The sequence below is a fragment of the Microbispora sp. CL1-1 genome (genome assembly GCF_012034195.1).
In the GTDB taxonomy this organism is placed as follows: Bacteria; Actinomycetota; Actinomycetes; order Streptosporangiales; family Streptosporangiaceae; genus Microbispora.
Genome location: NZ_JAATEK010000067.1, coordinates 1 through 24203, shown reverse-complemented (window position 1 = coordinate 24203; position 24203 = coordinate 1). Strand labels below are relative to the sequence as shown.

22 protein-coding genes are annotated in these 24203 nt (G+C 71.9%); 9 read left to right on the top strand and 13 right to left on the bottom strand.

Going from position 1 to position 24203, the window contains the following annotated elements; genetic code table 11:
• The first annotated feature begins 98 nt into the window (after positions 1–98).
• Both HCK04_RS38525 and HCK04_RS38520 read left to right on the top strand, forming a co-directional pair.
• Positions 99–773, top strand: coding sequence for a hypothetical protein (locus HCK04_RS38525; protein ID WP_142652460.1), 675 nt, complete (start codon positions 99–101; stop codon positions 771–773).
• A complete protein-coding gene (locus tag HCK04_RS38520; RefSeq protein ID WP_142652459.1) occupies positions 770–1330 on the top strand; it encodes a hypothetical protein in 561 nt (186 codons plus the stop codon). Before HCK04_RS38525 ends, HCK04_RS38520 begins: the two co-directional genes overlap by 4 nt.
• A 147-nt stretch (positions 1331–1477) precedes the next feature.
• Here the strand turns inward: HCK04_RS38520 and HCK04_RS38515 are convergent, their stop codons facing one another.
• The 13 genes from HCK04_RS38515 to HCK04_RS38455 form a co-directional block, all read right to left on the bottom strand.
• Positions 1478–1936: a MaoC family dehydratase gene (locus tag HCK04_RS38515; RefSeq protein ID WP_142652458.1), complete on the bottom strand. Its 459-nt coding sequence runs from the start codon at positions 1934–1936 to the stop codon at positions 1478–1480.
• Positions 1933–2823: an amidohydrolase family protein gene (locus HCK04_RS38510; RefSeq protein ID WP_142625111.1), complete on the bottom strand. Its 891-nt coding sequence runs from the start codon at positions 2821–2823 to the stop codon at positions 1933–1935. The genes HCK04_RS38515 and HCK04_RS38510 overlap by 4 nt, the downstream gene beginning before the upstream one ends.
• Positions 2824–2833: 10 nt before the next feature.
• Positions 2834–3760 (bottom strand): SDR family oxidoreductase, encoded by a 927-nt coding sequence (locus HCK04_RS38505; protein WP_142652457.1) that lies wholly within the window; start codon positions 3758–3760, stop codon positions 2834–2836.
• Positions 3761–3885: 125 nt separating this feature from the next.
• Positions 3886–5133: a 2-hydroxyacyl-CoA dehydratase family protein gene (locus HCK04_RS38500; RefSeq protein WP_168066603.1), complete on the bottom strand. Its 1248-nt coding sequence runs from the start codon at positions 5131–5133 to the stop codon at positions 3886–3888.
• Entirely contained in the window at positions 5121–6233 is a 1113-nt protein-coding gene (locus tag HCK04_RS38495; protein WP_142652456.1) for a 2-hydroxyacyl-CoA dehydratase family protein, read from the bottom strand. Before HCK04_RS38495 ends, HCK04_RS38500 begins: the two co-directional genes overlap by 13 nt.
• Position 6234: 1 nt before the next feature.
• Positions 6235–7473, bottom strand: coding sequence for a CoA transferase (locus tag HCK04_RS38490; RefSeq protein ID WP_142652455.1), 1239 nt, complete (start codon positions 7471–7473; stop codon positions 6235–6237).
• Positions 7466–8587: a CapA family protein gene (locus tag HCK04_RS38485; RefSeq protein ID WP_240972220.1), complete on the bottom strand. Its 1122-nt coding sequence runs from the start codon at positions 8585–8587 to the stop codon at positions 7466–7468. Before HCK04_RS38485 ends, HCK04_RS38490 begins: the two co-directional genes overlap by 8 nt.
• Positions 8584–9405: an amino acid ABC transporter ATP-binding protein gene (locus HCK04_RS38480; RefSeq protein WP_142652454.1), complete on the bottom strand. Its 822-nt coding sequence runs from the start codon at positions 9403–9405 to the stop codon at positions 8584–8586. Before HCK04_RS38480 ends, HCK04_RS38485 begins: the two co-directional genes overlap by 4 nt.
• Positions 9402–10241 (bottom strand): amino acid ABC transporter permease, encoded by an 840-nt coding sequence (locus tag HCK04_RS38475; RefSeq protein ID WP_205831233.1) that lies wholly within the window; start codon positions 10239–10241, stop codon positions 9402–9404. Before HCK04_RS38475 ends, HCK04_RS38480 begins: the two co-directional genes overlap by 4 nt.
• A 14-nt stretch (positions 10242–10255) precedes the next feature.
• Positions 10256–11149: a transporter substrate-binding domain-containing protein gene (locus HCK04_RS38470; protein WP_240972219.1), complete on the bottom strand. Its 894-nt coding sequence runs from the start codon at positions 11147–11149 to the stop codon at positions 10256–10258.
• A gap of 151 nt (positions 11150–11300) precedes the next feature.
• Positions 11301–12224, bottom strand: a complete 924-nt coding sequence (locus HCK04_RS38465; RefSeq protein WP_260617555.1) for a PaaX family transcriptional regulator C-terminal domain-containing protein — start codon at positions 12222–12224, stop codon at positions 11301–11303.
• Positions 12225–12318: 94 nt separating this feature from the next.
• On the bottom strand, positions 12319–13335 hold the full coding sequence (locus tag HCK04_RS38460) for a PaaX family transcriptional regulator C-terminal domain-containing protein (protein WP_142652452.1): 1017 nt from the start codon (positions 13333–13335) through the stop codon (positions 12319–12321).
• A 75-nt stretch (positions 13336–13410) separates the two neighbouring features.
• The gene (locus HCK04_RS38455) at positions 13411–14823 is read right to left on the bottom strand and encodes an alpha/beta hydrolase (protein ID WP_142652451.1); all 1413 of its coding nucleotides are present in this window, start codon (positions 14821–14823) and stop codon (positions 13411–13413) included.
• Positions 14824–15016: 193 nt separating this feature from the next.
• Between HCK04_RS38455 and HCK04_RS38450 the strand changes: the two genes are divergently transcribed.
• From HCK04_RS38450 to HCK04_RS38420, 7 genes are all read left to right on the top strand, one after another.
• Positions 15017–16009, top strand: a complete 993-nt coding sequence (locus HCK04_RS38450) for a phosphate/phosphite/phosphonate ABC transporter substrate-binding protein (RefSeq protein WP_142652450.1) — start codon at positions 15017–15019, stop codon at positions 16007–16009.
• A gap of 10 nt (positions 16010–16019) precedes the next feature.
• Complete coding sequence (locus HCK04_RS38445) at positions 16020–16877, top strand: phosphonate ABC transporter ATP-binding protein (protein WP_205831232.1); 858 nt, start codon at positions 16020–16022, stop codon at positions 16875–16877.
• Positions 16870–18543 (top strand): phosphonate ABC transporter, permease protein PhnE, encoded by a 1674-nt coding sequence (gene phnE, locus HCK04_RS38440; RefSeq protein ID WP_142652448.1) that lies wholly within the window; start codon positions 16870–16872, stop codon positions 18541–18543. The genes HCK04_RS38445 and phnE overlap by 8 nt, the downstream gene beginning before the upstream one ends.
• 38 nt (positions 18544–18581) lie before the next feature.
• Positions 18582–19784 carry a cytochrome P450 gene (locus HCK04_RS38435; RefSeq protein WP_142652447.1) on the top strand — a complete coding sequence of 401 codons (1203 nt, stop codon included), beginning with the start codon at positions 18582–18584 and terminating at the stop codon, positions 19782–19784.
• 333 nt (positions 19785–20117) lie between these two features.
• Positions 20118–21023, top strand: a complete 906-nt coding sequence (locus tag HCK04_RS38430) for a hypothetical protein (RefSeq protein ID WP_142652446.1) — start codon at positions 20118–20120, stop codon at positions 21021–21023.
• On the top strand, positions 21020–22405 hold the full coding sequence (locus tag HCK04_RS43975) for an alpha/beta fold hydrolase (RefSeq protein WP_205831231.1): 1386 nt from the start codon (positions 21020–21022) through the stop codon (positions 22403–22405). Before HCK04_RS38430 ends, HCK04_RS43975 begins: the two co-directional genes overlap by 4 nt.
• 945 nt (positions 22406–23350) lie before the next feature.
• Positions 23351–24203, top strand: an 853-nt coding sequence (locus HCK04_RS38420) for a non-reducing end alpha-L-arabinofuranosidase family hydrolase (protein WP_185949112.1), incomplete at its 3' end; no start/stop codon positions are given.

Here is a 24203-nt window from a genome sequence, read left to right as displayed (position 1 = left end):
GCTGATCCTCCTCAACAGCCGCGGCACCCCCCTCGGCACATGAGCCGGCGTCCCCCGTTCCTTCCGATCACCGCATCCGCCCCTCAGGAGGTGGCGACATGAACCGACCCAGGCAACCGATGCCCGTCCAGCGGCCTCCGGTCCGGGGCCGCGTGCTCGCCCTCACGGCCGCGTTCGCGCTCGGCGCGATGGTCTCCGGCGGCGTGGTGTTCGGGATGACCCGGCCGAGTTCGATCGAGCAGATGGCCGACCAGATCCGCGCCGAGTCCGCCCTCCGGGACAAGGCGCAGATCAAGACCCTGACGGAGCTGGCCCGCACCACGCGGGACCGGCTCGTCCCCGTGCTCGACGGACTGGACCGGGCCCTGCCCGTGGACGGCACGGCAGGACCTGCCGTGATCACCGCAGCCGACGTCGAGAACTGGCGGAAGGCCGCCACCGCGGCCGTGGAAGGCTTCGCCGACCCGCCGTCCGGTGAGACCGCCACCAATGTGGCGCGGTCGAGTCTCACCTCCGCCGTGCGGCAGCTCGCCACGATCGTCGACACCTACGCCGCCGCGCGGGACCTCACCGGACCGGCCCGCACCGCCGCGATGGACCTGGTCGTACGGCAACGCGCCGACGCGCTGTTCACCTGGTCGGTCGGAGCCACCGCCCTCGACGCCGTGAACGTCGACGCGGGCTACGGCCACCAGCACGTCTTCCTGCCGACATCACCCGGCGAAGGGGATCTCACCCCCGACGCCGAACCCGAAGGGAACCACGACTCGTGAAAAAGGCACTGACCTACGTCCTCACCGGCCTGCTGGCCGGGCTCGTGCTGATGCTCGGCGCACCGGCGGCCTCCGCCCACGGCGGAGCGATCAAGCTGGAGGTGACCGGGGACGGCGCCGACAACGTCAACGTGCTGGCGACGTACAAGAAGGACAACCATCCGGTCACGGAGGTCGTCGAGGCGACGCTGACCGCGACCTCGACCGACGGCCGTTCCTTCGGGCCGGTGCCGCTCAGGTCGGCGCCCGAGGGCCAGAACCTCTACCACTCCGCCGAGCCGCTGCCGAGCGGCGAGTGGGAGGTCACCGTGACCGCGACCGAGCCCTCCAAGGCGAAGGTGAAGGCGAAGGTGAAGGCGGGCGAGATCGCCGCCTCGCCCGTGGCGGCGGTCGGGCCGGCGCCCGCGCAGAGCAAGGCGGCCGCTGCCGCGGCGGCGGACGAGGAGAGTGCGACGGGGATGCCTTTCAAGATCGGCATCATCGTTCTCGTGGCGCTTCTCGCCGTCGTGGCCTTCATCGCCCTCGCCCGGCGCAACCGGGCGAGCATCGGGCGCTGAAAAATCCCGGGAATACAAATCGGACGCTGAACAACCCCGGGTGGAAATACACCAGGTGCAACACAACAGGTGGCCGTCCTCGTCCAGGACGGCCACCTGTTGTATTGGTTTGTATTGGTCCGGGCGTAGCGATTCAGGCGTAGTGATTCAGGCGTAGTGCCGGTAGATCACCCGGGCGACGCAGGCCGGCTTGGCCGCGCCGTCGATCTCGACGGTGAAGTCGAGCAGCATCTGGACGCCGTCGCCGGGGACGTCCTCGACGGAGACGACGACGGCGGCGAGGCGGATCCTGCCTCCGACCTTGACCGGGCTGGGGAAGCGGACCTTCTCCAGCCCGTAGTTGACGCTCATCTTCACGCCCTGGATGTCGAGCAGCTCGCCGAACAGCGGGATGACCAGCGACAGGGTGAGGTAGCCGTGGGCGATCGGGCCGCCGAACGGCCCGGCCGCGGCCCGGACGGGATCGACGTGGATCCACTGATGGTCGTCGGTGGCGTCGGCGAAGGTGTTCACCCGTTCCTGGGTGATCTCCAGCCAGCCGCTGTGGCCGAGGTCCTTGCCGGCCAGCGCCTTGATCTCGTCGAGCCCGTGCACGGTGGTGGTCATGCGCCTGTCGTCCTCTCCTGCGTGCCGAGCCCGAGCAGGCGTACGGCGTTGTCCTTCAAGATTTTCGGGCGGACCTCGGGCTTGATCTCAAGCTTGTCGAAGTCGGCCAGCCAGCGGTCCGGGGTGATCACCGGATAGTCGGAGCCGAAGAGCACCTTGTCCTTGAGCAGCGTGTTGGCGTAGCGCACGAGCTGCGGCGGGAAGTACTTCGGCGACCACCCCGACAGGTCGATGTAGACGTACGGCTTGTGCGTGGCGACGGCCAGCGCCTCGTCCTGCCAGGGGAACGACGGATGGGCCAGGATGATCCGCAGCTCGGGGAAGTCCACGGCCACGTCGTCCACCAGCATGGGATTGCCGTACTTGAGCCGGATGCCGCCCCCGCCGGGAACGCCCGCGCCGATGCCGGTCTGCCCGGTGTGGAACAACGCCGGAACGCCCAGCTCCTCGATCGCCTCGTACAGCGGGTAGGCCACGGGGTCGTTGGGGGCGATGCCCTGGATGCTCGGGTGGAACTTGAACCCGCGCACGCCGTGCTCCTCGACCAGCCGCCGCGCCTCGCGCACGCCCGCCCGGCCCTTCCAGGGATCGACGCTGGCGAACGGGATCAGCACGTCGGCGTGCTCCGCGCAGCTCTCCGCGACCTCCTCGTTCGAGATGCGCGGATGCCCGGTGGCGTGCTCGGCGTCCACGGTGAACACCACCGCGGCCATCTTCCGCTCCCGGTAGTACGCGGCGATCTCCGCGATGGTCGGCTGCCGGTGCCCGTGGGCCTTGAAGTAGTCCTCCGAGGCGCCGAACAGCTCCGGGCTCAGCGAGCCGTGGCCGTCCTTGGAGATCTCCGCGTGCGTGTGGACGTCGATCGCGACCAGGTCGGCGACGTTCATGACGGCCATGTCAGGCTCCCGGGGCGTCCGCGGCGGGGACCTTCGGCGCGGGGATGCCGTACGTCTCCGGCTCGGCGCCGACACCCGACTGCCAGGAGGCGGCGATGGCCTCGGCCGTCCATCCTCCGTCGGCGAAGGCGACGGCCTTCTCCGCCGGGTGCGACCACAGCGCGAGGCGGTCGCCGCCGATCCCGATCGCCTGGCCGGTCACGCCCGCTGAGGCGTCCGAGGCGAGGAACACCACGAGCCCCGCGACGTCCTCGACCGTGCCCAGCCCCTCGTCCTTGCGCAGCCACTCGGGGAACGGCTTCCCGGTCCGCTCGGACTCCTCGATGATCGGGGCGAAGACGGGGATCGTCTTGGTCATCTCCGTCGCCGCCACCGGGACGACCGCGTTCACCGTGATGTTCGCCCTGGCCAGCTCCAGCGCCCAGGTCCTGGCCATCGCCACGATGCCCGCCTTGGCCGCCGCGTAGTTGGTCTGCCCGAAGTTCCCGCGCTGTCCCGCCGGCGAGGAGATCAGGATCAGCCTGCCGCCGCTCCCCTGCTCCCGCATCCGGATCGCCGCGGCCCGCGCGCACGTGAACGTGCCGCGCAGGTGCACGCCGATGACCGCGTCGAAGTCGTCGTCGGACATCTTCCACAGGACCCGGTCGCGCAGGATGCCCGCGTTGGTGACCATCACGTCCAGCCGGCCGAACTCCTTGACCGCCGTGGCCACCAGCAGGTCGGCCACCTCGGCGGAGCCGACCGCGGCGACGACGCTCCGCGCCTGGCCGCCGCCGGCGGTGATGGCCTCGACCACCTGCGCGGCCGCGTCGCCGTCCACGTCGTTGACGACCACGGCCGCCCCGGCCGCGGCGAGCGCTTCGGCGTACGCGCGGCCGAGCCCGCGGCCCGCACCTGTGACGACGGCGACCTTGCCGGAAAGATCCATGGGACTCCCCCTGAAATAAACGGCGATTATCGTGAATATATGACAGATTTATGATGATCGTCAAAGATCTGCCCAACATCTGTGCGGCAGCGGTCCCGGAGCATGGAGCCGGGTGACGACCGAGGTCAGGCCAGGACGACGTTCTCCAGCCACCGGCCGACGCGCTCGACCACCTCGTCGCCGAAGGTGCGGGCGTCGACGTTGTCGGCGTGGATCTCGATCACTGGGAACCCGGCCGCCTCCAGTGCCCTGGCCGTGAAGTAGCTGCCGCGCGGGTCGTCGGAGACCAGATGGACCACGCCGTCGATGCCGTGCAGGCGCGCCTCCTTCACGTACCACTCGCTCGACCACGGCGGGGTGTAGAGCTGGTCGGTGAAGGCGGCGAAGCGCGCCGCCAGCGCTCTCATCGGGTCGTCGCCGTAGCGGATGTACCCGTCGGCGGCGATGGCCAGGTACATCGACCAGACGAACACCGCGCCGTACTCGTCCTGGAAGCGCTGGTAGAAGCCCATGTCATACCAGAGGCCGCGGCCGATCCACATCAGCCGGGCCCGTTCGTCCGGGCACGCGGCCTGGCCCGTGTCGACCCGCTCGCGCACCTCCTCGTAGAAGCGCTTCGCGATGTCCCTGGCCCACTCGGTGCCGCGGTGCCACTGCGGGAGCATGACGCTGGGGATGCTGTCCACGACGCCGAGCGGCGCGGGCCGGGTGCGGGCGATGAGGTCGCGTGTCTTCCTGTTCCACTCCTCCTGCTCGTTGACCAGGGCCATCACCTCGCGGAAGCGGGACTCGCTGAAGCGCCTGCCGGTGGTGGTCTCCAGGAACCTGACGAGGTTCTCCAGCTCAGCGGTGAGCAGGTCCAGCCTGGCCGGGCCGACGGCCTGCTCCCAGCGGTGCGGCATGAGCTCCCACCAGTTGACGGGGACCTCGTTCTCGGCGGCGCTCTCCAGCGGATAGAAGGTGACGCCGGGCTCGTGACCCCAGATGTCGAAGACCTTGCGGGTGACGTCGCCGGTGGCGTCGCCGACGATGATGTCCGGCTTGGGCAGACCGCCCCACGGGCCGGCCTCCGGTTCGGGGTCGAAGGCCGAGCCGAGGGTGACGGCGTTGTACTGCTCGGAGTAGTCGGGGTAGCCGCGCTGCCGCACCAGCTCCAGGTAGTGCCCCGAGCGCTGTTTGGCCGCCACCAGGGACGCCCACCACTGGCTGACCGCGTACGGGATGTCCATCGTGCGGAAGATCTCATGCGGGACGTCCGCGTTCAGCAGGGCGAACGGCTCGCCGTCGGCTACCCGCCGCCGCAGGTCGGCGAACCATTCGCGCTGGTGCCTGCCCGCCTCGGCCGCGGTGGCGAGGGATTTCACACTGCGCATGGATGTTCCTTCCGCAGGGCGGTCAGGTCGGCGCGCCCGTACTCCTGGCGCTCCAGCAGCACGGCGGGGACGTCGAGCGCCGCGCGCTGCGCCGGGAAGTCCCAGGCCGGGGCCTCGTCGGCGATCCTGGAATAGGCGACGAACACCTCGGCCCGGCACTGCCGTACGGCCCGGGCCGCGTGCGCGGCGCGTTCGCCCGCCGTGGCCCGGTGGGCGGTCGGGCCGCTGTGGTGGTAGTGCTCGGCCAGCGCGTCGAGGCCGCCCGCGCCCACCGGCCTGTCCGGCTGCGGCCCGCCGAAGGAGTGGTCCTCGCCGACGATCACGTAGCCCTCGGACTCGACGGCCTCGTACACGTGCGGCGTGTCGTGGTCGCTGCCGCTCAGGAAGACGCGCCGCCCGGTGTGTTCTTCCAGCCGTCCCGCCTCGGCCAGCAGCCGTTCCAGCAACGCGATGTGCTCGTCCACGGGCAGGCCCGGGTCGGCCACCGCGAGGAACTGCCGCCCGGTCAGGCGGGCGGGCACTGCCCTGCGCAGCTCGGCGACGGCGGCCAGCAGCCGCCGGCGCTCGTCGTGCGCCGCCACCGCCCCGGCCAGGTCGAGGGGACGGCCGGTCCATGCCTCCAGCCTGGCCGCGAACTCGCCGATCCTGCGCCGGTTGTATCGGGCGGTGGTGCGGTGCGGCAGGTGCAGGATGTCGACGAGATACACCTCGGGCAGCCGCGTGCCCGGCTCCACGCGGCGCAGCTCGCGCAGCGCGTAGAACAGCCGCAGCGACGCCTCGCAGTCATGCGAGACCACGACGTGGTCCAGGTCGCCGAAGGCCCCGTCGAGCAGCCGGGTGAGCACCGAGCGGGCCATCGGATCCACCCCGCGGCCCAGGTAGCGGTCACCGAGCGCGGAGCCGGACTCCGGGTCGCCGGTGAGACGGAACGCGCTGACCCCCGCGGCCGTCAGCAGTTCGACCGGCATGTCCGCCCCGACGTACCCGACGACCGGCGTCCGGGTGCCTGCCAGGCCCTCCGACGAGGCCGGGGAGGCCGGGGGGCGGGGTGCGGCGCGCCGCGCGTACGCCTCCTCCAGCGCGGCGAGCGCCGTGGGCATGTCAGATCACCCCCTCTTCGGCCAGGGCCTTGAGCTCGTCGTCGGAGTAGCCGAGCAGGCCGCCGTAGATCTCGGCGTTGTGCTCGCCGAGCGCGGGCGCGGGCCGGTCGAGCGCCGCCTCGGAGGCGGAGAAGCGGATCGGCACGCCGGTCCCGTACAGGTCCCCCTGGCGGCCGTGACGCGGATGCTCCAGCGGCACGACCTCCTCGCGCTCCAGCACGAGCGGGTCGCGTACGGCGTCGCCGGGCTCGCGCACCTCGGCGGCGGGGACGCCGTGCAGGGTGAGCGCGTCGAGGATCGCGGCGAGCGGGCGGTCCGCCGCCCACGCGGCCACCAGCTCGTGCAGCTCGCCGGCGTTGGCGACGCGCGCGTCGCGGGACGCGAACCGCGGGTCGGCGGCCAGGTCGTCGCGTCCCATCGCCGCGAACAGGCCGCGGGCGAACGCGTCGGTGGGGCCGCACAGCGCGAACCAGCCGTCCGCGGCGGGGAACGTTCCGAACGGCGCCAGCCTGGGCACGGTCGTCCCGGTGCGCATGGGCAGGCCCAGCTTCTCGTAGGCGTCGAACGGCTCGCACGCGACCAGCGAGGTCAGCGCCCCCAGCATGGAGACGTCCACGTGCTGGCCCTGGCCGGTCGCGTCGGCGCGCAGGACCGCGGCGAGCGTGCCGATCACCGCGTACAGCGGCGCGACGAGGTCGCCCACCGGCAGCCCGAAGCGGACCGGCGGCTCGCCGGGCGCGCCCGCGGTCATCATCACGCCGCTGAGCGCCTGGATGATGGTGTCCATCGCCTTGCCGGAGCCGGGACCGCCCTGCGCGCCGAAGCCGCTGATCGACGTGCACACGATGCGCGGGTTGATCGCGCTGGCCCAGTCGTGGCCGATGCCGAGCCGCGCCATCACGCCGGCGCTGTAGTTGTCGATCATGATGTCCGCCTGCCTGACCAGACCGGCCAGGATGTCGCGGGCCTTGGGGTGCTTCAGGTTGAGCGTGACGCTCTGCTTGTTGCGGCCGCGCAGGAGCATCGACACGGACATGTCGTCGTCGCCGTGGCGGCCCAGCGTCAGCCCGTCCGCGCCGAGATAGGGGGCGTTGTTGCGGGAGGTGTCGCCGCCGGTCAGCGGGTTCTCCACCTTGATGACCCGGGCGCCGAGCCCGGCCAGCAGCAGCGTCGCGTACGGTCCGGACAGCGCGGTGGTCAGATCGATCACCGTGCGGCCGGCGAGCGGGCGGTCAGCCACGCAGCACCACCTCGTCTCCCTCCCAATGAAACTCCGTCGTCAGGCCCGCCTGCCGCGTGATGCGCTCGATGTACGCGACGACCCGCCGCCCCTCCTCGTCGTCACCGAGCGGCACCGGCCGCCCCGCGTCGTCGATCCAGCAGGGCACGAGGCCTGCCGACACCAGGCCGTCCCGGTCGAACCGGCAGACCGCGATCGCGGTGTTCCGGCTCTCGGGATGGAAGGGGTAGTGCGGCATGTCCGGATCGGGCGCGAAGCCGTACAGCTCGACTCTGCGGCGCGCCCACGCGGCACGTTCGCCCGCGTCGCCCGTGGCGGGCGTCAGCGCGTGAGTGACGGTCACGAAGTTGCCCAGGCCGTGATAGATCGGCCTGCCGCGGTACATCTCGACGCCGCGCATGATGTGGGCGTGGTGGGCGAACACGGCGTGCGCGCCGGCATCGATCGCGGCGTGCGCCACGGGCCGCTCGTACATCGCCAGCACGGCGGGCGTGTGCCCGACACCCTTGTGCAGCGACACCGTCACGATGTCGGTCTCGGCGGCCAGGGCCGCCACGTCCTCGGCCATCCGCTCCAGCGAGGCGGGGTCGGCGAAGGTGTAGACGGCGGGCGGCCCGCCGGGACTCGCGTGGTCGAGCTCGTAGTGGGTCAGCACCTTTATGTATGCGCAGCCGGGCTTGCGGCTGGTCGCCCAGGACTCGCGGGGACCGACGCAGTTGTAGCCGAGCACCCCGATCCGCAGGCCGTCGCGCTCCACGACGGCGGGGCGGCGGGCCTCGTCGAGGGTCAGACCGGCGCCCGTGGTGGTCAGTCCCGCCTCGGTCGCGTACTTGATCGTGTCGGCCACTCCCTGGTCGCCGGCGTCGTAGACGTGGTTGCCCGCGAGCGTCACCACGTGGAAACCCGCCTCGGCGACCGCCGACAGCGCGGCGGGATCGGCGGGCGGGGCGGGGACGTCGGTGCTGACCTGGGCGGTGGACGTGCTGTGGGGCACCTCGATGTGGCCGATCACCACATCGCCCCGGCCCAGCGTCTCCCGCGCAGGGGCGAAGAAGGACGCCGGGTCGGGCTCGTCGACGACGAGGTCGCCGACGGCCATTACCGTGAAACTCAAGGGGTGATCTCCTCTTTCAGGAGGCGTTCGCCGGGAATCTCCGCCGGGCGGCCGGAGTAACGCGACAGGAAGGCGCGCAGGCGGGGCGAGGCGGGGTTGTCGAAGATCTCCTCGGGAGTGCCCGTCTCGACGATCTGGCCCTTCTCCATGAAGACGCACCGATCGGCCACCTCACGGGCGAAGCTCATCTCGTGCGTCACGATGATCATCGTCATGCCGCCGCGCGCGAGGTCGAGCACGACGCTCAGCACCTCGTCCACCAGCTCGGGGTCCAGGGCACTGGTGGGCTCGTCGAACAGCATGATCCGCGGGTTGGTCGCCAGGGCCCTCGCGATGGCGACGCGCTGCTGCTGTCCTCCGGACAGCATCCGGGGATGGGCGTCCGCCTTGTCGGCGAGCCCCACCCGCTCCAGCAGCCGCAGCGCCTCCCGCCGCGCGTCCTCCGGCCTCCGGCCGTGGACCAGCACCTGCGCCTCGATGACGTTGCGCAGCACGCTCCAGTGCGCGAACAGATTGAACTGCTGGAAGACCATGCCCATGCGGCCGCGCTGGGCGGCCACCCGCCGGTCCGGCAGGGGGCGCAGGTGGCCCCGGTGGAACTCGTAGCCGAGCAGTTCCCCGTCGAGGTACATGGCCCCACCGTCGATGCTCTCCAGCTGGTGGACGCACCGGGCCAGGGTGGACTTGCCCGAGCCGGACGGGCCGATCACGGTGACCACCTCGCCCTCGTGCACGTCGAGGCTCACCCCGTCGAGCGCCACGTGGTCCCCGAACCGCTTGCGCACGTCGCGGACGCGCAGGACGGGCGTGTCGCTCACCGCTGCCCCTTTCCGAAGTGCCGCTCCAGGCGCCGCTGGCCCATGGACAGGCTGATGACCACCACCAGGTACCAGGCGCAGGCCACGATCAGCAGCGGCACGATCTCGTAGGTCCTGTTGTAGATCACCTGCACCGAGTAGAGCAGGTCGGCCATCGCGATCACGCTGACCAGGGAGGTGCCCTTGAGCAGGCTGATGAACTCGCTGCCGGCGGGCGGGACGATCACCCGCATCGCCTGCGGGAGCACGACCTTCATGAAGCTCTGCCTGGCCGTGAACCCCATCGCGCGGGCCGCGTCGCGCTGGCCGCCGTCCACGGCAAGGATGCCGGCCCGGACGATCTCGGCCATGTAGGCGGTCTCGTGCAGGGTGAGCCCGATGACGGCCGCGGTCAGCGAACTGATCACGGAGTTGGTCGGCCACGAGACGAACGTCGGGCCGAACGGGATGCCCAGCGGGATCCGCGGCAGCAGATAACCGAGGTTGAACCAGAAGATCAGCTGGACCAGGGGCGGGATGCTGCGGAAGACCGTGACGTAGACGCCGCAGGCCCAGGCCACCGGCCGGAATCCGCTCAGCCTGCCCGCCGCGAGAAGCACCCCGAGCACGCTGCCCAGCAGCATCACGATGACGGTGAGCAGCAGCGTCATGCCCAGGCCGCGCAGGACGTTCGGGTCGAACAGATACCTGCCGGCCACCGGCCACTCGAACCGGGGGTTGCTGACGAGGAACCAGGCGAACTGCGCGACGAGCACGAGCAGCACGGCCCCGGCCGCCCACCGCAGGGGGCGGATGCGCGGACGGGCCGAGGCGACGTCCACGACCTGTGGTGCCATGGGTGGTGCCACGCTCATTGCGTCGCCGCGGTGTTCATCTTGGGCGCCGGCACCGCCACGTTCTGGAGCCCGTACTTGTCCATGATCTTCTTGTAGTCGCCGTTCTTGAAGATCTCCTTGAACGCGTCGAGCATGACCGGGCCGAGACCGCTCGACTTGGGCACGAGCATCGCGAGCTGGTCGACGCCGGCGCCCTGCTCCTCGGTCTGGGTGACGTACGTGAAGGCGTCCTTCTCCTTGGAGAGCACGTCGAGCGCGGCGCTCTCGGTCATGCCCGCCGCGTCGGCCCGGCCGGACTTCGCGGCGAGGATGGTGCCGTTGGTGTCGGCGAAGCCGATGAACTCGAGCCCCGGCTTGCCCTGCTTGGCGCACCACTCGGTCAGGCGCTTGGCCTGGTCCTCCACGATGCTGCCCGCGGTGCCGGCGACGCGCTTGCCGCACAGGTCACCCGAGCTCTTGATGGCCGACGCCCCCGCCGTGGGGATCAGATAGGAGGTCCGGGTGACCATCCACACGATCGCGTCGAACTGCTTCTCCCGGTCGGCACTGTCCTTGACCGGACCGTTGAAGGCGTCGTACCGGGAGGCGAGCATTCCGGACAGCGCCGCCGGCAGACCGCTGACGATCGAGATCTCGGTGCGGACCCCCAGCACCTTGCCGAGGGCGTCCTGCAGCTCCTTGTCGATGCCCGTGACGGTCTTGCCGTCGTCGGCGACGATCCGATAGGGCGGGTGGGAATCCCCGGCGAACCTGATGACGCCCGCTTCCTTGATGCCATCGGGCAGGGCGTCGTACAGAGCCGTCGCACCGGCCGGCCGCTGCGCCTCGCCGTCGCCTCCGCCGCAGGCTGCGGCGCCGGCGAGGGCCAAAGTCACCGCACCCGCGAGGATGGTCCTGGGCATTCTCATGGTGGTCCTTCCGCGACCAGATAATTCTGCACTTAACTTTGCGGTCGTGGGAATAAGTGTCACATCTGGAGATGCACGGCTGTCAAGAGGCGATTGTGCGGCGGAGAGATCTGCGGGGCGGCCGCGGCGCCGCCCCGTCACCGTGCGGCGGTCAGCTGAGCGCCAGGATGGAGCTGGTGCGGTGATGGGCGACCAGCTCGGCCAGCCCGGGTTCGAACTCCGCGACGATCTGCTTGACGCGGAACTCGGCGAGCGGCCCGAGCGTGTCGTAGACCTCCACGAAGAGGTCTCTGGCCGCGGCGCGCGGCCAGTCGGCGGGCAGCAGCTCCGCCGGCAGGTCGGGGTCGTGGTTGGGGAACGTCCGCCAGGTGTCCATGATCCCCGTACGCGCGACCAGCGCCTCGGACGCGCCGACCACGCCCCTGCGTACGCGTTCCAGGAGAGGCGAATAGCCGGCGACGAAGCCCTCGTAGGTACGCCGGAGCTGGTCGAAGTCCCACGCCTCCTGGGGGGCGCGCATGCCCGCCACGCGGAGGGCCTCGGCACGGAAGACCGTCGACATGGGGATGCCCAGCTCGGCGAGCACCGCCGCCGCGCTGTCGGCGCTCGCGGTCGGCGAGACCCACAGCCCGTCGTAGAGCGGGGCGAAGCCGAGCCAGCGCAACCTGGCGCGCAGCGCGTGGCGCAGGTCGCGCTGATCCTCGGAGATGGAGAACGCCGCCATCGCCCACGTCCCGTCCCACGCGCCCTGCGCCAGGCCGAAGGACATGATCCGCTGCCGCCCCTCCAGCAACACCGCGGCGGCCCGATCCGTCAGTCGATAGTAGGTGCGCCGCCCGATCCTGGACGACTCCAGCAGCTCCCGCTTGGTCAGGCGGCTGAGCGCGGCCCTGGCCGCCACCGCGGAGACGCCGAACTCCTCGGCCAGCCGCACCAGCGCCGCGGACGGCAGCTGCTCTGGCCTGCTGATCCAGTAGTCCCCGAGAAGCGTCGTGATCAGGTGCTGCGGGGGCGCGCCCACCTGGAAGCGCGGGAAATCGAGATCTTCTGCCTCAGAGCTCTCACCATCGTTCACAGCAGGAGTATATTGACAACGCTTGAGCGCGCGATCGTCACTGGAATGTCATGCTTTCACGGGCGGAAGCCGCACGATGTCCGGGACCACCGGATCAGCCGGTCAGGTCTCCGCGGGAGAGGAGGTCCAGGCGGTCGCGGTCGGTCGTCTCGTCGAAGCTCGTGTGACGGCGTTTCGCCGGCGGCTCCATGGCCGACACCTGCGCGAAGGTGTGGTGCGTGACCAGCACGGCCAGCTCCGGGTCGAACTCGGCGAGGATCTCGCGGAACCGCCGCTCCGCCGGCTCCCCGAGCGAGTCGTAGATCTGCACGCACAGCCGCCTGGCCTCGTCGCGCGGCCAGCCCTCGGGCAGCAGCTCCGCCGGCAGGTCGGGGTCGAGCGTGGGGAACACCCGCCAGTCGGTCATGATCGCCGTACGCAGCCGCAACGCTTCGGCGGGGCAGGGACTGGACGTCGCCAGCCGCTCGGCCACCGGCAGGTGGGCATCGATGAAGCGCAGGTAGCGTGCGCGCAGCGCGGCGATGTCGAAGGCACGGTCGAGCACCGGGCGCACATCGTCGTCGGCGACCTTGCGCGCCCGGAAGACCATCGCATCGGGCACGCCCAGCCTTCGCACGAGCTCGGCGACGTCGTCCGTCTTGTCATGCGGGGACACCCACACCGCGTCGAAGAGCATGCCGAAGTGCAGCAGGCGCAGCCCGTCGCGCAGGAGGCGCCGGGTGTCCCGCTGGTCCTCGGGCACCGAGAACGTGACCACCGTCCACTGCCCGTCCCAGCGCGGAGTGGCGGCGCCGAACATCAGCAGCCGGCGGATGTGGGTCACGATCACGTCGGCCGCCCGGGGCGGCAGGCCGTACGCGGTGGTGCGGCCGCTGCGGGAGCTGGTCAGCAGCCCTCGTGAGGCGACCCGCCGCAGGGCGGCGCGGGCGCTGGTGGCGGTGATGCCGAACTCCTCCAGCAGCCGCACCAGCGCCGCCGACGGGATGTGCTCCTCCCGCCAGAACCAGTAGTCGCCCAGCAGCGTGGTCAGCAGCCGCTGTGGTTCTGGCCCCTGCCGGGCCCGGGGCAGGGAGCCGGGCTCTTGCGACGCGCGCACCGGGCGTCCCTCCATCGTCAGACTCCTCGGTCAGACTCCTCGGCCGGTGCAGGCTCCCCGGCGGGCCACCCTCACGAACATCCTCATTCTTCACCCTTTGGGGACATGGGGGCGCAGGAATCGGCCTGGCGTGTAGTGAACGAACTCCGCGGCGCCCAGGTCCGGGTTCCCGGCGGCCAGGCGTGCGGCCAGCGTTTGGAGCCGGTGGGCGTCGGCGTCCGTCCAGCGGCCGGTGATGACCCGTTTCTCCAGGGTCCGCACCGCGGCGACGAACTCGGCCCCGGTGTAGCGGCAGTGGCCGGGCCGGTCGACGAACGCCTGGCGCAGCAGCGCCTGGTTGCCGGCGCGCCGGACCACATCGGAGTAGGCGCGTGCCTGGGTGACGGTGGGGTAGTTGTCGCCGCGCTCGTGCATCGTGAGGACGGGCACGCCGAGCGCTCCGCGCGGGGTGAAGTAGTTCTCCATGTAGGCGACGGCGCCCGGGTCGGCCGAGACGCGCGGCGCCGCCGACAGGGCCGCGAGGTCGGCGTCGAGGTTCAGTCCCGCGCTCTCGTAGAGGGCGCGCACCTGCGGCATCCGCCCGGACTCCCGCAGTTCCCTGCGGTAGTCCACGCCGGTGTTCCAGGAGAAGTTCCCGCCCGCCCGCTGTTCCAGCGGATAGCGGGGAGAGAAGACGGTCGCCATGAACGCCGCGTACTCCTGGGCCTGCTGCCCCGCCCAGTCGTGCGGCGCCGGCTCGGCGGTGCCGGGCACCGACCAGGTGGAGACCTGGGCGAAGGAGGCCGCAAGGGCGATGCGGGCCCGGCCGGCCGGAGTCTGCTGGGCGGCGTCCAGGACGGCGCGGGCGGCCGCGACGCTCCGCGCCTCCTCGTCGTCGGAGGCGAGCCGTACGAGCTTCACCGTGTCGTCGCCGGGAGCGAGCAGCGTCTTGAACGCGAACGCCGCGTCCAACGACTGGTTGAGCATCGCCACCGGCCCGGCCACCGAGGCGCAGTAGGGCAGCGCCCCGTCGATGAGGTCGGGCCGGCGTTCGGCCAGACCTGCCGCGATTGCGCCGCCCATCGAGCCGCCCCAGGCCAGGGTGATCGTGGGCTTCCCCGCGACCTTGGCGAATTCGGCGAGCGTGTCGGCGGAGGCCCGCAGGGTCTCCTCGACGGCCCAGCCGCTTCCGTAGGGCCGGGTGCCGGCCAGCGCGTACCCGTGGGCGAGCAGCCAGCTCTGCGCGGCGGCGTTGCCGCCGAGGTCGGCCGGCAGATGCTGCGGCCCGGCGCCCTGGCCGTAGCCGGGGCTGAACGTCAGCACGGTGCCGTTCCAGTTGCGCGGCACCTCGATCGCATACGTGGCGCCGCCCGGGTGGACGCCCGTGACGCTGATGGAGCCGGCCCGGCGGGATTCCGCCGAGGCCTGCGCCGGCGGGACGGCGAGCGCGAGGGCCGTGACCGTCACTGTGGCCGTCGCTGTGGCCGTGAGGACCGTCACGGCGCGGGTCGCCCGATTGATCACTGAACGAGGATTGATGTCCGCCTCCATGAGTGGGAAGCTGCTGCGACGCGAGATACGCAACAGTTCATCGAACGGTCGTCTACTTTTCGCCGCCAATTACGTTCGGCAGAAATCTTACGGTCGTCATAGAACTGTTGACAATGCTCTCGGGCCTGCTTACTTTGGCCCGACCACCTGCATGTGAGGAGCCTCGATGTTCCGAAAGTCAGCTCTGGGCGTCGTCGCGGCGGGTGCCGCGATCGCACTCCTGTCCGCCTGCGGTGCCGGCCCCGGTAGCACCCGCAGCGCATCCGCCGACGGTGGCGGGTCCGACGAGCTGGTCTTCGCCGCCATCCCGTCGGAGCAGAGCGACGATCTCGAGAAGTCGTTCGCCCCGATCGTCTCCGCGCTGGAGAAGGACCTCGGCGTTCCGGTGCGGTTCCAGGCCGTGACCAGCAACGCCGCCGTCGTGGAGGCGCAGGTCGCCAAGCGGGTGGACATCGCCGTCTACGGGGCCTTCAGCTACTACCTCGCACGCAGCCGCGCCGACGTCGAGCCCGTCGCCGTCCCGCTGGCCGCCCCGGGCGGAGAGCCCGGCGCGTACGCCTACGGGGTGACCCGCGGCGACGACACGTCGATCACCTCGCTCAAGGACGTCGCCGGCAAGGACGTCTGCTTCACCGACCCCGGCTCCACCACCGGCTACCTGCAGCCCCTCGCCTCGCTGCGGGAAGCCGGCGTCGACGTGGACAAGGACGTCAAGACGGTGTTCACCCACGGGCACGACACGGCGGTCGCCTCGCTGCTGGCCGGAGACTGCGACATCGCCTTCGTCGGCGACGTCTTCATCGACCAGCTGCTGCCCGCCCGAGGTCAGCTCAAGCCGGGGCAGGTCACCAAGGTCTGGACCTCGCCGCTCATCCCCGGGCCGCCGGTCGTGGTCGGCAGGTGGCTGCCGCAAGCCACCCGCGACAAGATCACCAAGACGGTGACCGGCCTGACCGCCGCCGGCGCCGCCTCCGCCGGGCTGTGCAAGGGCAGCGAGATCAAGGGCCCGAAGAACTGGGGCCAGTACGCCGACGCCCCGGCCTGCACCCTCGGCGCCTCCACCGCCTGGACGTTCGTCCCGGCCACCGACGCCACCTATCAGCCGATCGCGCGCATCTGCGAGATCACCAAGGCCGAGGTCTGCACGTCCGGTGGCTGAGGAACCCGCCGTGATCGGCGCCCCCGTGCTGCGGCTGTCGGAGGTCGGCAAGGGCTTCCACGGCACCACCGTGCTCGACGGCGTCTCGCTGGACGTCCCGCAGGGGCAGTTCGTCGCCCTGGTCGGTCCCTCCGGAGCCGGCAAGTCCACACTGCTGCGCCTCGTCAACGGCATGCACCTGCCGGACAGCGGCACCGTGCGCACTCTGGGCGAGGACCCCGCCGCCTGCTCCCGCAGCCGGCTGCGGGCCCTGCGCGCCAGGGTCGGCTTCGTCTTCCAGCAGTTCGGTCTCGTCGGGCGGCTGTCCGCGCTGGAGAACGTGCTGATGGGGTCGCTGGCCACCCTGCGCCTGCCGAGGTACGGGGTGATGAGCTACCCGCGCGCGCTGCGGATCCGCGCCGTGGAGCACCTGGATCGGGTCGGGCTGGCCGACCGGCGGTTCCAGCGCTGCGACACGCTCTCCGGCGGCCAGCAGCAGCGGGTCGCGGTGGCCAGGACCCTGCTGCAGAGCCCCGAGCTGATCCTCGCCGACGAGCCGGTCGCCTCGCTGGACCCGGCGGCGAGCACGCTGGTGCTCGAAATCCTCAAGCGGATCAGCGCCGAGGACGGCATCTCCGTGGTGTGCAGCCTGCACCAGGTCGAGCTCGCGCTCGCCACCGCCGACCGGGTCGTGGCGCTGCGCGGCGGCCGGCTGGCGCTGGACGAGCCCGCCGCCGGCCTCACCGCGGAGCGGCTGCGGGAGATCTACGGCACCCACGACACGGCCGAGGCCCATGATCGCCGGGCGGGAGCCCACGACGGCCCCGCAGGGGCCCACGACGGCCGCGCAGGGGCCCACGACGGCCGCGCGGGAGCCCGCGATGGTTAGCACCACCCCCGCCACGCGCACCCCGGCCGCATCGGACCCGGGCCCGCTTCGTCCGCCGTGGAGCGCCCGCGCCCTCATCGGGGCGGGCCTGCTCGTCGCGGCCGTGGCCGTCACCTGGCTGACGTTCTGGTGGATCGGCCTGTCCCCCGCTTCGCTGGCCGCCGGGCTGGACGACACCGTACGGCTGCTGCGCCGGATGTGGCCGCCGGACCTGCCCGGCGCGGGAGACGTCGCCTCGATGATCGCGGAGACGCTGCTCATCGCGGTGGCGGGCACCGGCCTGGCGGCGCTCGCCTCGGTGCCGCTGGCCTTCGTCGCCGCGCGCACCCACAACGGCCCCCGCTGGCTCCGGCCGCCCGCCCGCGTGGTCGTCGTGCTGACCCGGGCCGTGCCCACGCTCGCCTTCGCGATCCTGTTCGTGCGGATCTTCGGCCTGGGCCCGCTGGCCGGCTCGCTCGCCGTCGCCGTGCACTCGGTCGGCATGATCGCCAAGCTGCTGACCGACGCCGTCGAGGAGACCGATCCCGCCCCCGCCGAGGCGGTCCGCGCGTGCGGGGCAGGCGAGGCGCAGGTGGCCGTCTCCACCGTGCTGCCCCGCGTGTTCCCCGCGCTGACCGGCATCGTGCTGTACCGCCTCGACATCAACATCCGGGCGTCGGCCGTGCTCGGCGTCGTCGGGGCCGGCGGCATCGGCGTGGCGCTGCAGACCGCGCTGGGCAGCCTCAACTACCACCGGGCGGCCGGGATCATCTGCGTGATCGTCGTCCTGGTTCTGCTGCTGGAGCTGCTGTCGGTGGTGGTCCGCCGTACGGTCCTCCGTCCCACGGCTCGCCGCCGCACGGTTCGCGGCCGCACGGCTCGCCGCCGCACGGACGCGCTGCCCGCCGGGCGTGCCCCGTACGAGGTCGGCTGGGACCGCGGCCGGGTGCTGCGGGTGACCGGCGCGGTGGCGGCCGGAGTGGTGTTCCTGGTGTCGCTGTGGTCCCTGGACCCCGACCCGGGCCGGCTGGCGGGGGCCTGGCCGAACCTGCGTGCCGTGCTGAGCGGCATGTGGCCGCCCGCGTTCTCCGGCGAGCTGCTCATGGCGGTGCTGGAGAGCCTGCTCATGGCACTGGGCGCAGCCGCGGCGGGCGCCGCGTGCGGGCTGGTTCTGGCCCTGCTCACCGCCGTCAACACCACCCCGTGGCGGCCGCTGTCCGCGGTGGTCCGGGTGCTGCTCGTCGTGGTCCGGGGCGTTCCCGACCTTGTGTACGCGCTGCTGTTCGTCGCCGCGCTGGGACTCGGCCCGTACGCCGGCTTCCTGGCGCTGTGGATCTCCTCCACCGCGCTCGCGGCCAAGTTCTTCGCCGACTCCCTGGAGCAGCTCGACCCGCTGCCGCACGAGGCGCTGACCTCGGTCGGAGCCCGCCGGTGGCAGGCGTTCGCCGCCGGGATCTGGCCGCAATTCGTGCCGTCGTTCACCGGCAACGGCCTGTTCGTGGCCGACCTGGCGCTGCGCGAGTCGGTCGTGCTCGGCATCGCCGGCGCGGGCGGCGTCGGCTACCTGATGCAGGAGTCGATCGCCACCCTGCGTTACGACACCACCGCCGCGATCGTCATCGCGATCGCCGTCGTCGTGTACGCCATCGAGACACTCGCCCGGATCGCACGCGGGCACCTGCTGTGAGCGGGCGGGCGCAGGACGGGAAGGGAAGGGATCTCACCATGACCACCACCGCCGGCGGCCTCGGGCGCGCCTCCGACTGGGACCCCACCGCGCCGGAGACCTTCGACAGCTCGCACGAGGTCTACGCCGGGTTGCGGCGACGCTGCCCGGTGCCGTGGAGCGACGCGTTCGGCGGCTTCTGGGCCGCCACCCGTTACGAGGACGTGGTGCGGGTGGCCCGCGACAGCGAGACGTTCAGCACCGCGGTGCAGAACGTCGTCCCGCACGTGCCGCGCACCCAGCGCCGCCCGCCGCTGCACTTCGACCCGCCCGAGCACGGGATCTACCGCGCTCCGATGGACCGGGTGCTGCGCCGCAGCGTCGTACGCCGTCTCGAACCGGCCTTCGCGGAGGCGGCGCGCGAGCTGCTGGGGCCGCTCCTGGCCAGGGGCGGCGGCGACTACTCCCGGGAGTTCGCGCTGCCGTACGCGGCGCAGTGCTTCGCCATCTTCCTCGGCCTGCCGGTCGAGCGGGTGCTGGAGATCCGCCGGATCGGCGTCGCGTACAGCTTCGCCATCCAGGAGATGGACCGGGCCGGGGTCATGGCGGCGAGCGAGGAGCTCTACGCCATCGCCCGCGCCATCGTGGAGGACCGCCGGGCCGACCCCCGCGACCCGGACGAGGACCTGGTGTCCAGCCTGCTGCGGGCGTCCGCCGACCAGGAGCGGCCGATCCCGTACGACATGGTCGTGGCCACCGTCCGGCAGACCATCGTGGCCGGAATAGGGGCGCCGCACGCCGCGCTCGGCAGCGCCGCCGTGCATCTGTCCCGCGACCCCGGCCTCCAGGACCGGCTGCGCGCCGACCCGGGCCTGCTGCCCGCGGCGGTCGAGGAGCTGCTGCGGCTGTACGCCCCCTATCGGGTGTTCGCCAGGACCGCCACCCGCGACGTCGAGCTCGGCGGCCGCACGGTGCGGGCCGGCGAGGCGATCGCGATGATCTTCCCCTCGGCGAACAGGGACGAGGCGGTGTTCGACGAAGCGGACCGGCTCGACCTGGAGCGGCGGCCCAACCGGCACCTCGCGTTCGGGCGGGGTGCGCACCGCTGCCCGGGCGCGGCGATGGCCCGGCTGGAGATGACGGCCGCGCTGGGCGAGCTGCTCGCCGGCACCAGCCGCGTCGAACCGGACGGCGAGGTGGAGATGTTCAACTGGCTGGAGTTCGGGCCCAGGTCGGCGCCGCTGCGCCTCGTCCCCCGCTGATCCCACCACCGAGCGGCACCACCGAACCCGCCACCGGGCCCACCACCGAGCGGCACCACCGAGAACCGCCGCCGGGCCCACCACCGAGCGGCACCACCGAGAACCGAGCAGCGCGACCGAACCCGCCATCGAGCAGCACGACCGAACCACCACCGGGCCCGCCACCGGGCCCGCCATCGGGGCTGCCCGGGCGAGCACCGGCCACCGGCGCCCGCCCGGCATGTGCCCCACCACCACTGCCAGACGCCCCGCCGTGATTCCTGACCCTGCGGGGCCCGAGCCGACACCCCGTTCATCAACCGTGGAGGAAACGCACTCGTGTTAGCCCGATCCATGACCGCGCGAACCCTGCTGGCGGCGACCGTGGGAGCGGTCGTCCTCGCCGGTTCCGGCGCCGCCGCGGCGTCGTCCCCCCAGAAGCCGCCGCCGCCGAAGCCCCCCGCGACCGGCACCCCCGCGCGCACCATCCTGGCCACGGTCCGCGAGGCCGCCCAGGGGCTGCCCGGGCACACCGTCTACCGCCCGGCCGATCTCAAGGCGCTGCGGAAGGACAGCCTGCCCGTGATCGTCTACGGCAACGGCGCCTGCGCGACGAGCAACCTGGAGGGGATCACGTTCCTGACCGGCCTGGCTTCGCAGGGCTACATCGTCGTGGCCAACGGCGGGCTGGACGAGTTCCCCGTCCCCAGCACCCCCGAGGACACGATCGCGCACCCCGAGGCGCTCCTCGCCGCCGCCCACTGGGCCACCGAGTCGAAGCAGGCCCGCAAGCAGTTCGACGGGCGAGCGGACACGACGCGGGTGGGCGTGCTCGGCCACAGCTGCGGCGGCGTCGAGGCCCTCGCCGCCGGGACCGACCCCATCATCGACGCGGTCGCCGGATTCAACACCGGCTATCTCCCGGACCCGGCCTTCGGCGGCTACGGGCGCGACCGTCTCGCCGGTCTGCACACGCCGACGCTGCTGGTGAACGGTGGTCCCGACGACGTCGCCTACCAGAACAGCATCGACAACTACGCCCTGCTGAACGTCCCGGCCGCCCTGGTCGGCGACACCGCGGCCGGCCACACCGGCCTGATCGCGGGTCTCGAGGCCACCAAGGGCTGGCAGGTGGCCGCGGACTGGTTCGACTACGTCCTGCGCGGAGACCGGGCAGCCGGGGCACGCTTCATCGGCCCCGGCTGCGGGCTGTGCGGCGAGAACGGATGGACGGTCGAGACGAAGGGGCTCCCGCTGTGATCCGCCGCAGAGTGACCGCGTGCCTGGCCGCCGCGCTGACGGCCGTCGCCGGAAGCGGAACCGCCGCCGCCTCCACCAGACCTCCCGGCGGCACGCCGTGCCTGCCGGACTCCCCCGCCCACCCGACCTGCGTCAGCGGCACCCTCAAGGACGGCACGCCGTACGAGTTCGTCGTCCCGGCCCACTGGAACGGCACCGTGGTGGTCGCCCTCGACTTCGCCGGCACGGGCCGCAGCGAGCCGCTGACCGCGCGGCTGCTGGCCGACGGCGTGGCCCGCGGCGGCACGAGCCGGGCGATCACCGGCTGGGACATCCGCTCCGCCATCGACAACCAGGCCGAGGCGCTGGCCCGTTTCGAGCAGGCGTACGGCCCGGCCCGGAAGGCGATCGCCTCCGGGACCTCGATGGGCGGTTTCGTCGCCGCCGGCGTCGCCCAGGTCCACCCCCACGCCTTCGACGCCGCCGTCCCGATGTGCGGCGGCCTCGGCGGGTCGGTCGGCCAGTGGAACCAGAAGCTCGACACGGTCTTCGTGCTCGAACGCCTGGTCGCGCCGGGACTGCCGGTCGTCGACATCCCCGCCGACATCGAATCGGCCAGGAAGGCGTGGATCGACGCGCTGGCCGCGGCGCAGCAGACCCCGCAGGGGCGGGCCCGGATCGCACTGGCCGCCACGATCGGCCAGTTGCCGGCCTGGGGACGCAACCCCGACGGGTCCGCGCCGCCGCCTCCGGACAGCCGGGACGCCGCCGCGCTGGAGCAGGGCGCCTACCTCGCGCTCGCCGGTGGGCCGCTGCCCTACATCGGGCAGGCCATGAGCAGCCGGCGCCAGATCATGGACGTGGTCGGCGGAAACCCGTCCTGGAACACGGGCGTGGACTACGACAAGCAGTTGAGCCTCGCCGATCCCGCCCTGCGGCATGCCGTCCGCGACCTCTACAAGGCGGCGGGTCTGGACCTCGCCGCCGACCTGAGGAGCCTGGCCGCCGCGCCCCGCATCGCGGCGGACCCGGACGCCGTCAAGCGGTTCTCGCGCGGCATCGTCCTGAACGGCGACCTGCGGATCCCCGTGCTCACCCTGTCCGGCACCGGTGACCAGATCTCCACCGTCGCCCAGCAGCAGTCGTACGAGGAGAACGTGCGCCGCGCGGGAGCGAGCTCCCTGCTGCGCCAGACGTACACGGAGACCGTCGGCCACTGCGACTTCTCGCCCGCGGAGCAGGAGGCGGCGCTGACGACGATGCTCGACCGGCTGCGGACCGGTCACTGGCCCGCGACGTCCGCCCCGGCGATGAACGCCCGCGCCGCGGCGCCGGGGGCCGACCCCGCCCCACGGTATGTCCCGTTCAACCCGCCCCGGTTCAACCGTCCCTATCCCGGCTGACCCGGGGAGGCCGCTGCCCGGACCACCCGGTCCGGGCAGCTCCCGGACGCCATTCGGAGCCGGATTTGGGCCTGTTCCGGGGCGTGCTCCCGGTCACGACGGAGCCGGTGCATCCGCACCCGCAATACCTGTTGAGGGTGCCATGGCAGGTCACCGAACCGTCGTGGGGCGTGCGCGCACGTGCCACTGCGGGCGACCACGGGCCGAAGCGCTTCAGCCGGCAGGCCACCCGTTCGGCATGGCCGTGTCCCGGTCGAGGACGCATCCGCGCACGCGATGACACGCCGCCGTGAACGTCGCTATCCGGGTCGTTCGTCTTGGCCGTCGTGCACCTCCGCGTACGCGACTCTCCGGCAGGGCGGCCCTGGCGGACGTGGTGTCTGTCCGCCGGAGCCGCCCCGCGACCTGACCACCCGAGAGCGGTCCCGGGCGAAATGTTAGCGCTAACAATTCTCCCGTGTCTGCGTTTCCTTCTCTATCCGATGGCCGTGGTGGCAGCCCGGAGCCAATACGAGGAGAAGAGGCGATGTCAAGGACGGCACCTCTTCCCCGCCGATGAGCAGAGCACGCACATGCGGGTTCATCAGGTGTTATCGAGGGCCACCGCCCGTGCGGCGGCAGCTCCGCTCTGAAACTTTCTCGCGATACTTGACACAATTTCGCGTTGTTTTCCAGACTGTTTCTCCGAGGCGGTTTTCTCCTGCCATGTGGTGGTGCGCGGTGAGGACCGCCGTTCGCGACGCCCTGGTGGTGTGCGTTTCCTGATCACAGGACGCGGCGTCGATCACGCGGAGCAACGCCCGCGTGTCCGCTTTTCCTGCACCGGCTCCGTGGCCGGCGGCGGCTCCACGACCTTCGGGTCCGCCGCGAACGGCACCGCGGCCCCCGGCCGCTGCTCGCATCAGCGCCTGACGGCGGCCGGACATGATGATGAGGAGAACACAGATGCGTCTGCCCTGGAGAGCGCGGTCACCGCGCCCCTCCGCCGCCACGACGGCGGCGGCGCCCCGGCGGGCCTCGCGCCGCGCCCTCGTGATCGGCTCCATCTCGGTCCTGCTGGCCGGAACCGGCGGCCTGCTGATCACACAGCCCGCCCAGGCGGCCGTCGCCTGCCGGGTCGACTACACCATCAGTTCGAGCTGGCCGGGCGGCTTCAACGCCAACGTCACCATCAACAACCTCGGCGACGCGGTCAACGGCTGGCAGCTGACCTGGTCGTTCGGCGCCGGCGAGCAGATCACCCAGATCTGGAACGCCACCCACACCCAGTCGGGCTCCTCGGTGACCGCCACCAACGTCTCCTACAACGGCAGCATCCCCAGCGGCGGCAGCACGAACTTCGGATTCAACGGTTCCACGAACGGCTCCCCCCAGGTGCCCACGTCGTTCTCCCTGAACGGTGTGGCCTGCACCGGTAGCCCGGGCTCGCCCAGCCCCTCCCCCACACAGTCTCCCAGCGCGTCTCCCAGCGCATCGCCCAGCGCGTCGCCCAGCGCATCGCCCAGCGCGTCGCCCAGCGCGTCGCCGACGCGTTCCCCGTCCCCGTCCCCGTCCCCGTCGGTGACGCCGACATGTGACCTTCCGTCGTCGTACCGCTGGACCTCGACCGGTGCGCTGGCGACGCCGAAGTCCGGGTGGGTCTCGCTGAAGGACTTCACCAACGTCGTCTACAACGGCAAGCATCTCGTCTACGCGACGACGCACGACAACGGATCGAGCTGGGGCTCGATGGCGTTCAGCCCCTTCACGAACTGGTCCGACATGGCCTCGGCCACACAGACCAAGATGAACTTCTCCA